Origin of the sequence: Streptomyces sp. NPDC057287 (assembly GCF_042667905.1) — a bacterium.
Lineage (GTDB): Bacteria > Actinomycetota > Actinomycetes > Streptomycetales > Streptomycetaceae > Streptomyces.
This window is the reverse complement of record NZ_JBHUYV010000010.1, coordinates 253,265-268,938: the sequence shown is the minus strand read 5'-3', so window position 1 is coordinate 268,938 and position 15,674 is coordinate 253,265. Positions and strand designations below refer to the sequence as shown.

Annotated in this window: 13 protein-coding genes; 2 read left to right on the top strand and 11 right to left on the bottom strand. The window is 71.6% G+C overall.

The window, feature by feature from the left end:
• The first annotated feature begins 61 nt into the window (after positions 1-61).
• Positions 62-1,255, top strand: a complete 1,194-nt coding sequence (locus tag ACFUNE_RS21360; RefSeq protein WP_383570131.1) for an FAD-dependent monooxygenase — start codon at positions 62-64, stop codon at positions 1,253-1,255.
• 133 nt (positions 1,256-1,388) lie between these two features.
• Here the strand turns inward: ACFUNE_RS21360 and ACFUNE_RS21355 are convergent, their stop codons facing one another.
• From ACFUNE_RS21355 to ACFUNE_RS21325, 7 genes are all read right to left on the bottom strand, one after another.
• On the bottom strand, positions 1,389-1,589 hold the full coding sequence (locus ACFUNE_RS21355) for a 4-oxalocrotonate tautomerase family protein (RefSeq protein WP_383570128.1): 201 nt from the start codon (positions 1,587-1,589) through the stop codon (positions 1,389-1,391).
• 74 nt (positions 1,590-1,663) lie between these two features.
• A complete protein-coding gene (locus ACFUNE_RS21350) occupies positions 1,664-3,964 on the bottom strand; it encodes an ATP-binding cassette domain-containing protein (protein WP_383570125.1) in 2,301 nt (766 codons plus the stop codon).
• A 59-nt stretch (positions 3,965-4,023) separates the two neighbouring features.
• A complete protein-coding gene (locus ACFUNE_RS21345) occupies positions 4,024-5,817 on the bottom strand; it encodes a gamma-glutamyltransferase family protein (RefSeq protein ID WP_383570122.1) in 1,794 nt (597 codons plus the stop codon).
• 50 nt (positions 5,818-5,867) lie between these two features.
• Positions 5,868-6,731, bottom strand: coding sequence for a PhzF family phenazine biosynthesis protein (locus ACFUNE_RS21340; protein WP_383570119.1), 864 nt, complete (start codon positions 6,729-6,731; stop codon positions 5,868-5,870).
• Positions 6,728-7,708: an LLM class flavin-dependent oxidoreductase gene (locus tag ACFUNE_RS21335; RefSeq protein WP_383570116.1), complete on the bottom strand. Its 981-nt coding sequence runs from the start codon at positions 7,706-7,708 to the stop codon at positions 6,728-6,730. The genes ACFUNE_RS21340 and ACFUNE_RS21335 overlap by 4 nt, the downstream gene beginning before the upstream one ends.
• Before the next feature lie 54 nt (positions 7,709-7,762).
• On the bottom strand, positions 7,763-8,716 hold the full coding sequence (locus ACFUNE_RS21330) for a hypothetical protein (RefSeq protein WP_383570113.1): 954 nt from the start codon (positions 8,714-8,716) through the stop codon (positions 7,763-7,765).
• Positions 8,713-9,216: a VOC family protein gene (locus ACFUNE_RS21325; RefSeq protein WP_383570110.1), complete on the bottom strand. Its 504-nt coding sequence runs from the start codon at positions 9,214-9,216 to the stop codon at positions 8,713-8,715. Before ACFUNE_RS21325 ends, ACFUNE_RS21330 begins: the two co-directional genes overlap by 4 nt.
• Before the next feature lie 261 nt (positions 9,217-9,477).
• Here ACFUNE_RS21325 and ACFUNE_RS21320 point away from each other — a divergent pair, with 261 nt between their 5' ends.
• Positions 9,478-10,146 carry an O-methyltransferase gene (locus ACFUNE_RS21320; protein ID WP_383570107.1) on the top strand — a complete coding sequence of 223 codons (669 nt, stop codon included), beginning with the start codon at positions 9,478-9,480 and terminating at the stop codon, positions 10,144-10,146.
• 79 nt (positions 10,147-10,225) lie between these two features.
• On the opposite strand, the gene ACFUNE_RS21315 is transcribed toward ACFUNE_RS21320, so the two are convergent.
• Genes ACFUNE_RS21315 through ACFUNE_RS21300 form a run of 4 tightly spaced genes read right to left on the bottom strand, consistent with a single transcriptional unit; the run spans position 10,226 to position 15,600 of the window.
• On the bottom strand, positions 10,226-11,803 hold the full coding sequence (locus ACFUNE_RS21315) for a 4-hydroxyphenylacetate 3-hydroxylase N-terminal domain-containing protein (protein ID WP_383570104.1): 1,578 nt from the start codon (positions 11,801-11,803) through the stop codon (positions 10,226-10,228).
• 5 nt (positions 11,804-11,808) lie between these two features.
• Positions 11,809-12,336, bottom strand: coding sequence for a flavin reductase family protein (locus ACFUNE_RS21310; protein WP_383570101.1), 528 nt, complete (start codon positions 12,334-12,336; stop codon positions 11,809-11,811).
• A 55-nt stretch (positions 12,337-12,391) separates the two neighbouring features.
• Positions 12,392-14,386, bottom strand: a complete 1,995-nt coding sequence (locus ACFUNE_RS21305; protein ID WP_383570098.1) for an anthranilate synthase family protein — start codon at positions 14,384-14,386, stop codon at positions 12,392-12,394.
• Positions 14,383-15,600, bottom strand: coding sequence for a 3-deoxy-7-phosphoheptulonate synthase (locus tag ACFUNE_RS21300; protein ID WP_383570096.1), 1,218 nt, complete (start codon positions 15,598-15,600; stop codon positions 14,383-14,385). The genes ACFUNE_RS21305 and ACFUNE_RS21300 overlap by 4 nt, the downstream gene beginning before the upstream one ends.
• Positions 15,601-15,674: the final 74 nt, after the last annotated feature.

Below are 15,674 nucleotides of genomic sequence, written 5' to 3'. Positions count from 1 at the left end.
CCGGACGCCACGGCCGCCCCGCGCGCCGCCGAACCACTCGACCGAGTCCCAGTGAGGTGTCATGCGTATCGCGATCATCGGAGCCGGCCCCGGCGGCCTCTACACGGCCGCACTCCTCAAGCGGCTCCGGCCCGGATCCGAGATCGACGTCTGGGAGGCCGGCGCCCCCGACAGGACCTTCGGTTTCGGCGTGGTCTTCTCCGAGGGGGCGCTCGGCGGCATCGAGGCCGCCGACCCCCGGCTGTTCGCCCGGCTGGCCGCCGAGTGCGCGCAGTGGTCCAGGATCGACGTCCACCACCGCGGCCAGGTCATGCGCAACGGCGGCTACCGCTTCTCGGCGATCGGCCGACGCGTCCTGCTGAGCATGCTGCGCACACGCTGCACGGAACTCGGTGTGACTGTCCGCTACGGCACACGCGCCCCCGAAGCGGCCCTGCTGACCGGGACGTACGACCTGGTCGTGGCGGCGGACGGCGTCAACTCCTCGACGCGTGAGGCCCACCGCGAGGAGTTCGGCACCGAAGGGGGTACGCGCGGCTCGCGGTACCTGTGGCTCGGCACCGACCGGACCTTCACCGCCCTGACCTTCGCCGTCGCCGAGACCGAGTTCGGCCCGATGCACGCGCACGCCTATCCCTACGCCCCCGGGGCCGGCACGTTCATCGCGGAGGTCGACGACCACGTCCGGGAGGCCGCCGGGTTCACCGACCGGGACGCCGGGACGCCGGGGGGCGGGCGGGACGACGACGGCGCGGCCGACGCCGAGCGGATCGCCGGATTCTTCGCCGACGTACTGGAGGGCCACCGGCTGCGGACGAACCGGTCGCGGTGGGCGCGCTTCTCCGTCGTCCGCAACCGCCGCTGGAGCCACGGCACCATCGCCCTCCTCGGGGACAGCGCCCACACCACGCACTTCTCCATCGGATCGGGGACGAGGCTGGCCATGGAGGACGGCCTGTCCCTCGCCCTGGCGATCGACGGACACGGAGCGGTGCCCGAGGCCCTCGCCGCCTACGAGGAGGAGCGCAGGCCGGACGTGGAGTCCATGCAGCGCACCGCACGGATCAGCCAGGAGTGGTTCGAGGAGCTGGACCGGTACACCGACCTCGGCCTGGAGGCGTTCAACGCCCACCTGATCACCCGCAGCGGACGGCTCACCCAGGACGACATGCCCTCCTGGTCCCCGGAGCGCGTCGAGCTGATCCGCGACCGCTTCGCCCTCGCGGACGGCCTCCGCGGCGCGGGAGCCCGCTGACCCGGCGGTCATAGCGACGGGCCCCCGGCCGCAGCGGCCGAGGGGCCCGTCGCCCGCGCTCTCCGGCACCGGGGCACGGGGCACCGGGGCGCGAGGAGGCGTGTCATGAGGAGGCCGGTCACGTGGAGGCCGGTCACGTGGAGTCGGAGCGCCGCTCGGCCACCGACCTGCCGCCCACGAACCAGTGTTCCGGCGACGCCTCCTCCACGATCACCCGCACCGCGTCCACCGGGGTGCCGAGCGTCTCGTGCGCCGCTGCGGTGAGTGCCCGGCCGAGGGACGCCACCTCCTGCGGTGACCTTCCGTCCAGCAGAGTGACGTGGATGAGAGGCATTCCGAACTCCTTCCGGCAGGGACCCACCGCGACAGACCTGCCGCGGTGGGGGACGTGCTTCAGGACTACGTGCTTCAGGACGACCGGTTCTTCCGGTCGCGCAGATCCGCGGCGAGACTGCTGCCCGTGTGCGAGCCCTTCGCCCGCGCCAGCTCGGCCGGCGTGCCCTCGAAGACCACGCGCCCCCCGTGGGCGCCTGCCTCCGGACCGAGATCGACGACCCAGTCGGCGTGCTTGACCACGTCGAGGTCGTGCTCGATCACGACCACGGTGTTGTCGCCGTCCACGAGCCGGTCGAAGAGCTCCAGCAGCCGGCCGATGTCGCTCATGTGCAGGCCGGTGGTCGGTTCGTCGAACAGGTAGACGCTGCCCGTCTCCTTGAGGCGGTGCGCCAGCTTGAGCCGTTGCCGCTCGCCACCGGAGAGGGTGGACAGCGGCTGGCCGAGGGTCAGGTAGCCGAGCCCCACCTCGGTGAGGAGCGCCAGCTTCCGCAGGGCGGGCGCGTCGTCGAAGAAGCCCGCCGCCTCCTCCGCCGTCATGCCCAGGACGTCGACGACGGTTCTGCCGTCCACGGTGTGGCGCAGGGCCTCGTCGTTGAACCGCCGGCCCTCGCAGCGCTCGCACACCGTGGTCACCGGGTCCATGAAGGCCAGGTCCGTCTCGATGACACCCTTGCCCTTGCACTCCGGGCAGGCGCCCTCCGAGTTGAAGCTGAACAGGCCCGGCTTCTCGCCCGAGGCGCGCGCGAACCGGCGCCGCAGGACGTCCATGATGTCGGTGTACGTCGCCGGGGTGGAGCGCAGGGAGATACCGATCGACGACTGGTCGATCACGATGGCCCCGGGGTGCTGCGCGGTGAACACCCGGGAGATGAGGGTGCTCTTTCCGGAACCGGCCACGCCGGTCACCGCGGTCAGGACCCCGGTGGGGATGTCGACCGTGACGTCGCGCAGATTGTGCAGACCGGCGCCGCGCACGGTCAGGGCGCCGGTGGGGGAGCGGTAGCGCTCCTTGAGCCCGGGAACCCGCCTCAGCTGCTCGCCGGTCACGGTGCGGGACCGGCGCAGACCCGCCACGGTGCCCTCGAACGTCACCTCACCGCCGTCGCGGCCGGCCCCGGGGCCCATGTCGACGACGTGGTCGGCGATCGCGATGACGTCCCGGTCGTGCTCCACGACCAGCACGGTGTTCCCCCTGTCGCGCAGGGCGAGCAGGATCTCGTTCATACGGCGCACGTCGCGTGGGTGGAGGCCGACGCTGGGCTCGTCGAAGATGTACGTGAGACCGGTCAGACTGCTGCTCAGGTGCCGCACCATCTTGAGTCGTTGGGCCTCGCCGCCGGACAGGGAGGTGGTCTGCCGCCCGAGCGACAGATAGCCGAGCCCGACGGAGCTGATGCGCTCCAGCGCCGCCCGCGCGCCCGCCACCACCGGCTTGACGGCCGGCGTGTCCACACGGGCGAGCCGCTCGATCAGCTCGGTGATCTCCATCGCGGCGAAGTCCGCGATGTTGTCCCCGTCGATGCGCGAGGCGAGGGCCGCCTCGTTGAGCCGGGCGCCGTGGCAGACGGCGCAGGGACCCTGGACCACCACCCGTTCGAGCGCCTCGCGCTCCTTGCCCTTCGCGTGGTCGAGACCGGGTTTGACGTACCGGCGGGTGAAGCGCTCGACGATCCCCTCGTACTCGTTCTTGTACACGCCGTTGCGGCCGGCCCGGTCGACCGTGAACCCCTTTCCGTGCAGCAGTAGTTCGCGGTCCTTCGCGGAGAAGTCACGTAACGGCAGGTCCGGGTCGAAGAGCCCGGACTCGCCGTAGAGCTGCCACTGGAAGGTGCCGACCGCGAACGACGGGAAGCCGATGGCCCCCTCGTTGAGGCTCTTGCTCTCGTCGAGCAGCCGGTCGAGCTCCAGCCGGACCGTCGTACCGAGCCCCTGGCAGGCCTCGCACATGCCGCGCGGGTCGTTGGAGGAGTACATGTGGGAGGGGCCGGCGCCGGGGCTGCCCGCGCGGGAGAAGAGCACCCGGAGCATGGGCAGGATCTCGGTCATCGTGCCGACGGTCGAGCGGGCGTTGCCGCCGACCTGCCGCTGGTCGATGACGATCGCCGTGGTGAGGTTCTCCATCACCTCGGCGTCCGGCCGCTCGTACTTGGGCATCCGGTTGCGGACGAAGGCCGGCAGGGTCTCGTTGAGCTGCCGCTGGGACTCGACCGCGAGGGTGTCGAACACCACCGAGGACTTCCCCGATCCGGAGACCCCGGTGAAGACGGTCAGCTTTCTCTTCGGGATGCGCAGGTCGACACCCTTGAGATTGTTCTGCCGGGCCTCGCCCAGCACGATGAAGTCCTCGGGGTCGGTCTTCCGATGAGCCGCCATGTCAGCCCCTTCCGCAGCTGGACGGGTGGTTTCCGTGAGGAAACCATTTCATGTCCCTCCTACCCGGCGACGGCGTAGGCCTGCGCGCCGCGTGGGCTGGCCGCCCCGAGCACCAGGCCGTCGCCCGCCGGGCCGGTGACGCACACCTTGCCCAGGGAGTAGTCGGGTGCGAGCTCCACCTCGTGGCCCCGTCGCCGCAGCAGCTCCAGCTCCTCGGCCGGCCAGCCGCCCTCCAGGACCACGGTCCCGGGGCGGAAACGGCGCGGGGCGAACGACGTGGGCACGTGGTCGGTGTGGAAGGCCCGCGCCTCGACGGCCGCCTGCGGGCCCATGCCGTGGTCCACGTGGTTGAGGAGGAAACCCAGGGTCCACTGGTCCTGCTGGTCGCCGCCCGGTGTGCCGAAGGCCAGCTGCGGCTCCCCGTCCCGCAGGACCATGGTCGGGCTGAGCGTGGTGCGCGGGCGCTTTCCCGGCGCCAGCGTGTTGGGGTGACCCGGCATCAGCGTCGCCATCTGCCCGCGGGTGCCTAGGGGGAAGCCCAGCCCCGGTATCACCGGAGAGCTCTTGAGCCAGCCGCCGCTGGGCGTCGCCGCCACCATGTTGCCCGCGGCGTCGGTGACGGTGACACAGCAGGTGTCCCCGGTGGAGGCGGTCAGCTTCATGATGGCCGGAATGCCCTGCTCCAGCTCGCCCAGCCATTCCGGGTCCGCCGGTGCGGAACTCCCGTCGTGGAGCGGCGGGAGCAGGGGCTCGCGCCCGTCGGGCCTGCCGGGCCGCAGCTCGCCGGACGCCTCGGCCCCGATGAGCGCGCGCCGTTCGGCGGTGTACGCGGGGTCGAGCAGGGCCCGCATCGGCACGTCCGCGTGCGCCGGGTCGCCGAACCACGCCTCACGGTCGGCGAACGCGAGCTTGGCGGCCTCGACCACCGTGTGCACGTACGCCGCGCTCCCCGGCCCCATCGCCGCCAGGTCGAAGCCCTCCAGCAGCGCCAGTTGCTGGAGGAAGACCGGCCCCTGCGACCACGGGCCGGCCTTGTGCACCGTGCGGCCCCGGTACTCCAGGCTCAGCGACCGCTCAAGACCCGGCCGCCACATGGCCATGTCCGCCCCGGTCAGCAACCCGCCGTTGCGCCGCCCGGTGGAGTCGATCTCCTCGGCCTTGGCCAGATAGGTGTCGATCGCCTCCGCCACGAAACCGGTGTAGAACACCTCAGTCGCCGCGTCGATCACGCTCTCGCGGTCCCGCCCTGATGCCCGCGCCTCGCTGACGACGCGCCGGAATGTGCGGGCCAGCGCCGGATTGGTGACCCGCTCCCCGGCACGCGGGGCGACGCCCCGCCTCAGGTAGGTGCGGCCCGACTCCGTCCAGGTGTCGCGGAAGAGCCCCGACAGCGCGCCGATCATCGCCGCCGCCTTGGGGAGCAGGGGGTAGCCCCGTTCCGCGTACCCGATGGCGGGCTCCAGGACGACCTCCAGGGGCAGCGTGCCGTACTCCTTCAGCAGCCGGAGCCAGGCACCGAAGGCCCCCGGGACGACGGCCGGCAGCAGTCCGGAGCCGGGGACCACGGCCAGGCCCCGCTCGGTGAAGGCGTCGACGGTCGCCGCCGCGGGCATCGGTCCCTGCCCGCAGATGACGTCGACCCGCCCCGACCCGGAGCGGTGGGCGAGGATGGGCACGTCACCGCCCGGCCCGTTGAGGTGCGGTTCCACCACCTGGATGACGAAGGCGGCGGCGGCTGCGGCGTCGAAGGCGTTGCCGCCGCGGTCGAGCATGGACATCCCGGCGGTGGAAGCCAGCCAGTGGGTGGACGCCACGGCACCGCGGGTGCCGTGCAGTTCCGGTCGGAAGAGCACGTGAAAGGTCCCTTCTCCTCGTGCGGGGTCTCGGCGGGCGGGCCCGGTGGTCAGGGCCGCCCCGGTGCGGTCAGCCGGCCGGACGCGGTGGCGGTGACCCGGCCGTGGACCGTGGCTGCCGTGGCCCGGCCCTCCCGCAGGTCCACGGTGCAGGTGAGGGTGGCCGGCCGGCCCAGTCCCTCGCCCTGGAGCACCAGGTAGGAATGCCTGCCGTCCGTGCCGGGCAATGCCTTCTCCCGGGCCAGCCAGGCGCCGAGCCCCAGGGCGGCGGAGGCGCAGGCCGGGTCCTCGGGCATGCCGTATCCGGGCGCGAACACCCGGACGCGAGCCGTCCGGCTCCCGTGGTCGTACGCGACGAGCACGGCGTCGGGGCAGTCCTCCCAGACCGGGTCGGTCAGGTCGGCCGACGCCCCGGCCAGCGCCTCCTCGCGGACCGGCAGGAAGTGGAAGGCGGGTCCGAAGCCGGTCAGGTGGGGTGTCGCGGTGAGGTCGGAGCCGGACAGGCCGCACGCCGCCAGGAGGGGCCGCGGGTCCCACTCGGGCCGCAGCAGGGGCGTACCCCCGACGGCCAGGGCGGAGCCGTCCGGCCCGGCCGTCACGGTGAGCTGCCGGCCGCCGCACTCCTGCACCGCGTCGCCGGGCGCCAGCCGTCCGGCCCCGACCAGCGCACTGGCCGTGCCCACGGCGCTGTGGCCCCCGAACGGCGACTCCCCGGACGGGGTCATCACCCGGACCCGGTAGGTGGATCCCGGAAGGTCGGGCGGGAGGACGAACGCCGTCTCGGTCAGGGCGATCTCCCGGGCGACGGCGAGCATGTCCGCCTCGGAGAGCCCCTGCGCGTCGGGTACGACACCGAGGGCGCAGCCGTCGAACGGGACGTCGGTGAACATGTCGACGATCTCGTACCCGATCATCGTCCGCCTCCCGCGCCGTCGTGCCCCGTGGTGTCCCGAGGGCCGGCGTTCCGTCCCGCGGTGCTCTGTCCCGAGGCGGCGCCGGTGGTCCGTGGGCGGGGGAGGAGGACCTCCTCCGCGATGGCCTCCAGCACGCGCGGATCGCCCTGGTACGGGAAGGAGGGGCGCGGCCAGTGCACGACCAGGTCGGTGATGCCCAGTTCGCCGAACCGGCCCACCGCGTCCCGGTAGGACTCCACGGAGTCGAGCACTCCGCCGACCAGGGCGCCGGTGAGCAGGAGCCGGTTCAGCGTGGCCGGGTCGCGTCCGGTCGCGGCGCAGGCGGCGTCCAGGCCGTCCAGCTGGCGTGCGATGTCGGGCAGGGCCTTCTCGTAGGGCATGGCGTCGAAGCGGCCCGGTGGGCCTGCGGTAACCCACGTCTCCGCCCGCAGGGCGGCCAGCCGCATGCCGCGCGGCCCGGTCGCGGCGACGGCGAACGGCACCCGGGGGCGTGTCAGGCACCCCGGGTTCACGGGTACGTCGCGGAAGTCGTAGTGGGTGCCCGTGTACGAGGAGACCCGGTCGGTGAGCAGCAGGTCCAGCGCCTCGACGAACTCGGCGAAGCGGTCGGCGCGTTCTCGCGGGGTGCGTTCCGCGGGGTCCACCACCCGGTCGTCCAGGCCACCCGCTCCGGCACCCAGGCCGCAGACGAACCGGCCCCCGGCGATGTCCTCCAGCGACATGAACTCCTTCGCCAGCGTCACCGGATGGCGGTAGGTGGGGGTGGCGACCATCGTGCCCAGCGTGATGCGCGAGGTGACGGCGGCAGCGGCGGCCAGGGTGGGCACGCAGGCGAACCAGGGTTCGTCACGCAGCCAGCGCCACATCAACTGGTCGTAGGTCCAGGCATGGTCGAAACCGAGGTGCTCGGCCAGTACCCACTGGTCGCGCGCCTGCGACCAGCGCTGTTCGGGCAGGATCACCACTCCGTGGCGCACTCGTCCTCACTCCGTTCCGTTCCGTGTCGGGCGTCTCCCCTCGGCGAAGGCCGGTCAGGGGGCGGTGCTGTGCAGCACCTTCGGCTTGAGCTGCCGGGCGGCGACGTCGATCCGGCTCAGGGCCAGGGGGAAGTCCCTCTCGTAGCGCCGCACCTCCGTGCTCCGCAGCTCGTGGGGGAAGGCCTCGTCCTCCTCCGGGGTGAGGCCCGGGTAGAGCCCGTTGGTCGCGACGTCGAGCGAGATCGCGCGCAGCCGGCTCCGTAACTGGTCGACCAGCTCCACCGTGCCGACCGGTGCCCGCAGGGTGAGGAAGTAGTGGTCGTAGAGCAGTGCCTGCGTCTCGGGGTGCGTCGGTGTGGTCTCCGCGGCGGAGTCCTGGAGCAGGGACCGGCCGCCGGGCACCAGCTTGGCCGCCACTCCCGCGTGCACCGTGTGGTAGGTCCGGACGGCGTGCTGGAGCCTCTCGCTCTCGGGCGTGCTGTCCCACTCGGGCTTCCTGCCCCTCAGCAGCTTCCGTACGGGTACGAAGTCGGGGGCCCAGGTGCCGCTGAAGCTGCGGTGCTGGAGGTACATGCTGGGCCGGATGACCGTGCCGTAGACGTCGGCCGGGCACGAGCTGGTGTAGAGCAGCATCGAGGTGTAGGCGTCGGTGAGGTCCGTCATCGCGCGCAGGGACGGCCCGGGATCGGTCCGGGTGCGGGCCTGGTGCAGGGCGTGTGCGGTCAGCTGCCAGACGGCGAAGGTGGCCTGGTGGCCCGTGATCCAGCGGAACCAGAAGAGCTGGTGGGCGAAGTCGGTCGTGGAGAGGGCCGCACCCGCCCGCGGGCAGTACGTGCTGCGGTCCACGAGGGACTCGTCGGCCGACAGCACGTCGGGCATGTCGCAGCCGGCCTCGGGTGTCGGCGGCTCGGGCAGCGTCAGCGGTTCGAGGCCGTACGGGAAGTCCCCGAAGTCCCAGCCGTCGGGCACGGGCAGTTCGGTCACGGTGCGGTGGACGCGCGTGTTCATCGGTCTCCTCCTGGCGGGACGTAGGTGAACTCGAACTCCAGCCCGTTGACGTCCAGGACGTAGCAGCTCTGCACGCCGTCCGTGTCGGTGACGATGTCGGTGGGCTGTTCCTCACCGGCGAAGGTGTAGCGGCCGGATTCGTACAGGTGGATCCAGCGGTCACGCCAGGCCCGCAGCTCCTCGGCCGATCCGGTGGACAGGCAGATGTGCTGGAACTGGCGGGTGTTGCCGCCGGGTAAGGCGTCGTCGTGGCCGGTGCGTTCGAAGAGGTGGAAGCGGAGCCCGGCCACCGCCAGCTCGGTCAGCCGGGTGATGCCGGGCAGACGGCTCAGCGTGAGGTCGGAGAACGTGTCCAGGGTCCAGTTGGGCCGGCAGCCGAAGAACTCCTGGTACCAGGCGAGGCAGTTGTCGAGATCGCCCGTCTGCACGCCCACGTGATGGAGCTCCGGTATGAGGTCGAGGCCCGTCGGGCGCTCGGTCGCGGTCCGGGTTCGGGACAAGGTACTGCGCTCCTCTCTTGCGGGAGAGATCGATCATTCTTCGTCTTTTCGTTATTCAGGCTAGCGATTTCCCGGAAATCAGGTCAAGCGAAGAAAGGGGATTGCTCAAGTTTTCCGCTCGTGGCGCTGCACCCAGTCGTGAGAAAGGGATTCATGGCAGCCCAAATAAAGGGTCGAGGTATCCTTCGAACGTCATCAATTCCTGTGAAAATTTCCTTGAACGCTTGCCTGGTGCCCCCCTTTCCGAGGAATACTTATGTCATGACACAAAATCAGTGGAGCGCGGTGGACGACTACTTCGACGCGGTTCTCGGTGACGAGGACCCCGCACTGGCCGCCGCCGCCCAGGCGCACATCGCATTCGATCTGCCCGATATCGGGGTCTCCCGGCCCCAGGGGAAGCTGCTGCACCTGCTGGCCCGTATCCAGGGCGCCGGGCGCATTCTCGAGATAGGCACCTTCGGGGGGTACAGCACCATCTGGCTCGCCCGGGCGCTGCCCCCGGGCGGGCGGCTGGTCACCATCGAGTGGGAGCGCACGTTCGCGGAGGCGGCAGCCGGCCACCTGGAGCGGGCCGGCGTCGCCGACGTCGTCGACCAGCACGTGGGCAGGGCGCTCGACATCCTGCCCGCCCTCGCGAAGGACGGCGGGCCGCCGTTCGACCTCGTCTTCATCGACGCCAACAAGCCCGACACCCCGGAGTACTTCACCTGGGCACTCGAACTCTCCCGCCCCGGTGGGGTGATCGTCGTCGACAACGTGGTGCTCGGCGGCGCGGTCGGTGAGGCCGCCGACCCGGACGCGGGAGTCCGGGGAATGCGGCGGTTCCACGAGATGCTGGCCGCCGAGCCCCGGGTCAGCGCCACCTCCATCCAGACGGTGGGAAGCAAGGGGTACGACGGGTTCACCCTGGCGCTGATCCTGCCCTGACGCGCCGCGGGGCCGGGGGCGGCGGCGGACCGGACACCGGCCGTCGGCCGCCCCCGGACGCCGTCCGCCGCCCCGGTCCTCATGTGCGGTCGGGCCCGATCAGGTCGGGTGCGGTCCAGCCGTCCAGGTCGTACTCCGCCATGCACTCCTCCGCGAAGCCCCGGTAGCCGTCGACCTGGCCGGAGGCCGTCTGGGCCATCAGGAGCTCGATGCGCACGTTCTCGTGGTTGCCCGAGTAGTTGCGTTCGTACAGTTCGTGCCGCCCCGCGAACTCCGTGCCCACCGAGTCCCAGATCAGTTTCATCAGCTTGACCCGCTCCACCGAGTCGTATCCGTTCGAACCCCGCATGTAGCGGTCCAGATGCGGGCGGAGCTCGGGGTTCTGGAAATCCTTGGCGTGCGAGTTCAGATAGATGAGACCGCTGCTGAGATCCTGCAGAATGATCTCGCGCACGCGCGGATATCCAATGGTCATGAACCAGCGGTACGCCATGCCGTAATCCAGGTTCGGCAGCAGCCCGCCGTCGTGCCACGCATGAGGATTGTGTGCCATCGCGTCGCTGAGGCCCCAGAACATGTTGCGCCAGGCGAGCACCTCGCCGACCCGCGTCTGAATTCCCCGGAAATCCTTCGTCCCCGTCACGTCCAGTCCCTTGAGCAGCAGACCGGCCAGGAAATCGAGCTTGACCGCGAGCCGGGTGACACCGTGGAACGTCAGCCGGTGCGTGAATCCGGACGTGTTGAGGAAGGTACCGGCCTTCGCCGTGTCCCCGTAGATGAAGACGTTCTCCCAGGGGATCTTCACCTTGTCCAGGATGAAGACGGTGTCGTTCTCGTCCAGCCGGCTCGACAGCGGGTAGTCGAACGGGCTGCCCATGCGGCTGGCGGCCAGCTCGTACGACTGACGGCAGATCAGCTTCACCCCCGGCGCCGCCATCGGCAACGTGGCCACCAGGGCGAACTCCTTCTTCTTCACCGGCAGGCCGTAGTGCGCGACGAAGTTGAAGTGGGTCAGGGCCGACCCCGTGGCCACCACCTTCGCCCCGCTGACGACGAGGCCGTCGTCGCACTCCTTCTCGACGTGCACGAACACGTCGTCGACCTCGTCCGACGGCCGGTGGCGGTCCACGGGCGGGTTGATCACCGCGTGGTTCCAGAACAGCACCTGCTCCTGCGCCTCGGTGTACCAGCGCCGGGCGTTGTCCGCGAACTCCCCGTAGTACTCCGGGTTCGCGCCCAGGGTCACCAGGAAGCTCGCCTTGTAGTCCGGGCTCCGTCCCATCCAGCCGTAGGTGAGCCGGGCCCACCGGGCGATCGCGTCCCGGTCCCCGACCATGTCCTCCACGCTGCGCGGCACGCGGAAGAACTTGTGCGTGAAGCCGTCGCTGCCCGTGTCGGTGGGCGTGGTCAGCGTGTCGTGGTGCTCGGGGTCGTGCAGGGCGTCGTACAGGCGGGCCGTCATCCGCGCCGTGTTGCGGAACGCCGGGTGCTTGGTGACGTCGTCGACCCGTTCCCCGTACGCCCAGATCTCCCGGCCGTCCCGGATGCTCTCCAGATACTCGTCACCGGTCAGAGGCCGGGTCACGCGGCGCGGCGCGGCGTCCTTCCGGTCGCCGGAGTCCGCCGCCGTGCCGGTCACATCGTCCTTCTCCGTCATGGGTGTCAGTCCCTTGTCTCGTCGGTCTCGTCACGGGCGTGGAAGTGCTCCACCGGGTCCATGCCGTCCAGGCACTGCGACCAGGCCTCTCCGGACTCGTCCGGTGCCAGTTCGGGGAAGGCGCCGCGATGGAAGAGCAGCGGCCGTCCCGGCCGGCTCTCGAACTCGTCGACGCTGCCTATGTGCAGCGTGTGGTCGCCTCCGTCGTGCACCTTGAAGGGACGGCAGACGAGGTGGGCCACCGTGCCGGCCAGTCGCGGATGCGGTCCGCTCTCGTCGACCCACGGGACCGGGCCAGGCATGGGCCGGCCCGCGAAGTGCATGGCGAGGTCGCGTTGCCTCTCGTCGAGGATGTTGACGACGTACCCGCCGTCCTCCAGCAGCAGCGCACCCGCACGACTGCGCCGGTCCAGGGCCACCAGGGCCAGGGGCGGGTCCAGCGACACCGAGGTGAACGCGTTGACCGTCGTGCCGTGGACGATGTCGCCCCGCCGGCAGGTGATCACGGTGACCCCGGTGGCGAACTGGCCCATACAACTGCGCAGTGCGCGCGGGTCGATCGGCCGGGGCGGGGTGCGCACGCCTCCGTCAGGCATGTTCATGGGTCCCCCTGCTCTCGTGGGCGGTCGCCCGGTCCGTCTCCGCCGGTGCCAGCGCACCGGTCAGCAGATCGGCCAGGATGCCGGGGCCGTCCTCGGTCAGGAACGACTCGGCGTGGAACTGGATGGTGGACAGGGCCGGTCCGCGCAGGGCGATGACCTCGTCGCCGAGGCGCTGCACCTGGACGGCCGAGCCGGACAGGGGCGGACGCAGCCAGTCGTCGTCGGCGCGCGCGGCGAAGCTGTTGTAGAAGCCGGCCATGCGCGTCCTGCCCCACAGCGGCACCCGCAGCCGCCTGCCCTGCGCCGGATCGGGCAGTTCGGCGACGGGCAGTCCCAGGAGGGTGCACACGATCTGGTGCCCGAGGCAGACCGCGGCGAGCGGCAGACCGCCCGCGAGCCGCTCGGCGGCCACCGCCCGCAGGGCGAGCACGCGCGCGTTCGCGGAGTCCCGCGGATCGCCCGGCCCCGGGCCGAGCAGGACGACGCCCCGCGCGCCGGAGGCGCCACCGGCTCCGGCGGGTTCCTCCGCGCGGTACCACGGCACCAGGCGCACCGCGCATCCCAGTGAGCGCAACTGGTAGGCGAGCATGGAGGTGAAGCGGTCCTCGGCGTCGACGATCGTGACGGCGGTCCCCGCGACCGCGGCGCCCTCCGGAGCGCTGCCGTCGCCGTCGAGCCAGAAGGCAGCCAGCCCGTCGTTGCGCGCGGCCAGCGCGTCGCGCACTCCGGGGGCGTCGGCCAGTCCGGCGGCGGGGACCGGGACCGGAGCCTTCGCCGTACGCCGGCCGGACAGGGCGTCGAGCAGGCCGGACAGCTTGGCCGTGGTCTCCGCCGTCTCGTCGGCGGGCACCGATTCCCGGACCACCGTGGATCCCGCCGTCAGCCGGACCGTGCCGTCCGCACCGAGATCCGCCGTGCGCAGCATGATGGCGGAGTCCAGCCTGCGCTGCCCGCCCTCGTGGCCCAGCAGCGCGATGACCCCGCTGTAGTAGCCGCGTCCCTGGGGCTCGTACCTCTCGATCACCCGGCAGGCGTTCTCCACCGGGCTGCCCGTCACGGTCGGCGCCGGCATGGTCGTGCGCAGGATCTCGCCGAGCGGGCGCTCCGAGCGCCCCGAAAGGTAGTACTCGGTGTGCGCGAGCCGGGACATCCACTTCAGGGAAGGGCCGCTGACCCGCACGTCCCGGCCGCACAGGGCCGTCATCATCTTGAGCTCCTCGTCCACCACCATGTAGAGCTCGTCGGTCTCCTTGGGGTCCCGCAGGAAGCGCAGCACTCCCGGCAGATCCGCGCCCGTCGGCGGGTACCGGTACGTCCCGCTGATCGGATTCATGTCCACCCGGTCACCGCGGACGCGGACCTGCTGCTCCGGGGTGGAGCCGATCAGGTACCGGTCCCCGGTGAAGACGAGAAACGTCCAGTACGCTCCGGTCTCCGCCGTCACCAGCCCGCGCAGCACCGCGAGCGCGGCGGCCCGGTCGACGTCACGGATCCGGCCGTGCAGACTGCGGGCCAGCACGAAGTTGGAGCCCTCACCGCGGTGGATCTCGCGGTGGACGATGCTGTCCACCGCCGCCGCGTACGCGTCGTCGCCGACGTCGAAGCGAGGGTCCTCCACCCGCGGAGGCCGGTCCGGCAGGAAGTCCAGCAACTGGTCGAGCGGTACGGTCCGTTGCTCCCGCACCTCCATGGCCAGCAGAGGCTCGCGGTCGTCGGGGTGCGCGAAACCACGCTCGCGGATCTGCCGGTAGGGGGCCAGCACCAGGGTGCTCGCCCCGTCCGCCCCGCGGGCCGCCGTGCCGGGGAGGTCCAGGCCCAGGGCGTCGAGGTCGTCGGCGCGGCGGACCGGACCGCTCAGTATCTCGACGGGTGCCTCGCGGCCGGCCCCGGGCCGGTGCAGCACCGCGAACGGCCGGCCCGGCGGCGGCAGCAGCGCGTCGGGGGCCCACGCCCGTACGGCGGGCCCGGGGGCCGCGCTCATGCCGCCGCTCCCACGGGCAGACGCCAGTGAGCCGCGGCGGCCACCGCCTGGACGAGGCTGAGCCGGGGGTCGCACAGGCTCCGGTAGCCGGGACCCGGCTCCGGGGACCGGCCCGCTCCGTCGCATTCGGAGATGTCGTCGGGGGAGGCCTCCAGGTGGAGCCCGGCGCACCGCCCGGAGTTCTCCGACACCACGTCGACGCACTGCCGGATCTCGGACATGATCGCGTCGAGCTTGCGCGTCTTGAGCCCGTCGGGCGTCTTGACGGTGTTCCCGTGCATCGGGTCGCACATCCACAGCACCGGGTGCCCGGCCTGCTTCACGGCCCGCACCAGCGGTGCCACCCGGGCGACCTCCCCGGCGCCGAACCGGGCGATGAGGGTGAGCCTGCCGGGTGTGCGGTGCGGGTCCAGCACCGCACACACGGCCAGCACCTCGTCCGTCGTCGCCTCCGGGCCGATCTTGCAGGCCACCGGGTTGTCCAGTTCGGCCATCAGCCGTACGTGCGCGTCGTCCGCCCGGCGGGTGCGCTCGCCGATCCAGGGCCAGTGCGTGGAGGCCAGGTAGCTGCCGCCCTCGCCGTGCCTCCGGACCTGCGGCAGTTCGTAGTCCAGCAGGAGCGCCTCGTGGCTGGTCCACACCCGGTCCTCCGGCGGGGCGCCCTCACCCCGCCCGAGCCCGTCGATGGCGGTGACGGCGCAGCGGGCGGCCTTCATCCCCGCGAGGATGCGCGAGGGGTCGGGGGTACGGGCCGTCAGATGCGGGTCCGGCGCGTTGACGACCGGGCCCCGGAACACCGGGAGCCGGTCCTCGTACACGGTTTCCCAGTCCTGGGAGCGGGGCTTCGAGAACTGACCGGCTATCCGTCCGACGCGCAGGACGGGCAGCCCGGAGCTCGTGCACATGATGTCCCCGAGCACGTCGAGCATCTCCACCTTGCGGGCGATGTCGCGCGGTTCGCACTCGGTGGTCAGCTCCACGCAGTCGCCGGCCTGGAGCAGGCAGAACTCGCCTTCGGCGGCCCGGGCGAGCAGCCCGCCGAGCGTCTTGACGCTGTCGTACGAGACCAGGGGCGGCTCACCGGCCAGTCGGTCGTGCACCTGGGGGAGGAGGGAACGGTCGGGCCACTGGGGCTGTTGACGAGCCGTCAGTCCGGCCACCATCGAGGCGATCAACGGATCGTGCTCGGCGCTCGGCAAGGGGTTTCGAGACATGCTGTCGGCCTTCGCTCGGAGGCTGCCCATGGGGTGGACGCCTGCGGATGTCTGGGACGGAAGAGCCGCTGAAC

What these genes read in the sequence shown, in the direction of transcription:
- ACFUNE_RS21360 (WP_383570131.1), top strand. Translation starts at nt 62, where the DNA reads ATGCGTATCGCGATCATCGGAGCCGGCCCCGGCGGCCTCTACACGGCC.
- ACFUNE_RS21355 (WP_383570128.1), bottom strand. Translation starts at nt 1,589, where the DNA reads ATGCCTCTCATCCACGTCACTCTGCTGGACGGAAGGTCACCGCAGGAG.
- ACFUNE_RS21350 (WP_383570125.1), bottom strand. Translation starts at nt 3,964, where the DNA reads ATGGCGGCTCATCGGAAGACCGACCCCGAGGACTTCATCGTGCTGGGC.
- ACFUNE_RS21340 (WP_383570119.1), bottom strand. Translation starts at nt 6,731, where the DNA reads ATGATCGGGTACGAGATCGTCGACATGTTCACCGACGTCCCGTTCGAC.
- ACFUNE_RS21330 (WP_383570113.1), bottom strand. Translation starts at nt 8,716, where the DNA reads ATGAACACGCGCGTCCACCGCACCGTGACCGAACTGCCCGTGCCCGAC.
- ACFUNE_RS21320 (WP_383570107.1), top strand. Translation starts at nt 9,478, where the DNA reads ATGACACAAAATCAGTGGAGCGCGGTGGACGACTACTTCGACGCGGTT.
- ACFUNE_RS21315 (WP_383570104.1), bottom strand. Translation starts at nt 11,803, where the DNA reads ATGACGGAGAAGGACGATGTGACCGGCACGGCGGCGGACTCCGGCGAC.
- ACFUNE_RS21310 (WP_383570101.1), bottom strand. Translation starts at nt 12,336, where the DNA reads ATGGGCCAGTTCGCCACCGGGGTCACCGTGATCACCTGCCGGCGGGGC.
- ACFUNE_RS21305 (WP_383570098.1), bottom strand. Translation starts at nt 14,386, where the DNA reads ATGAGCGCGGCCCCCGGGCCCGCCGTACGGGCGTGGGCCCCCGACGCG.
- ACFUNE_RS21300 (WP_383570096.1), bottom strand. Translation starts at nt 15,600, where the DNA reads ATGTCTCGAAACCCCTTGCCGAGCGCCGAGCACGATCCGTTGATCGCC.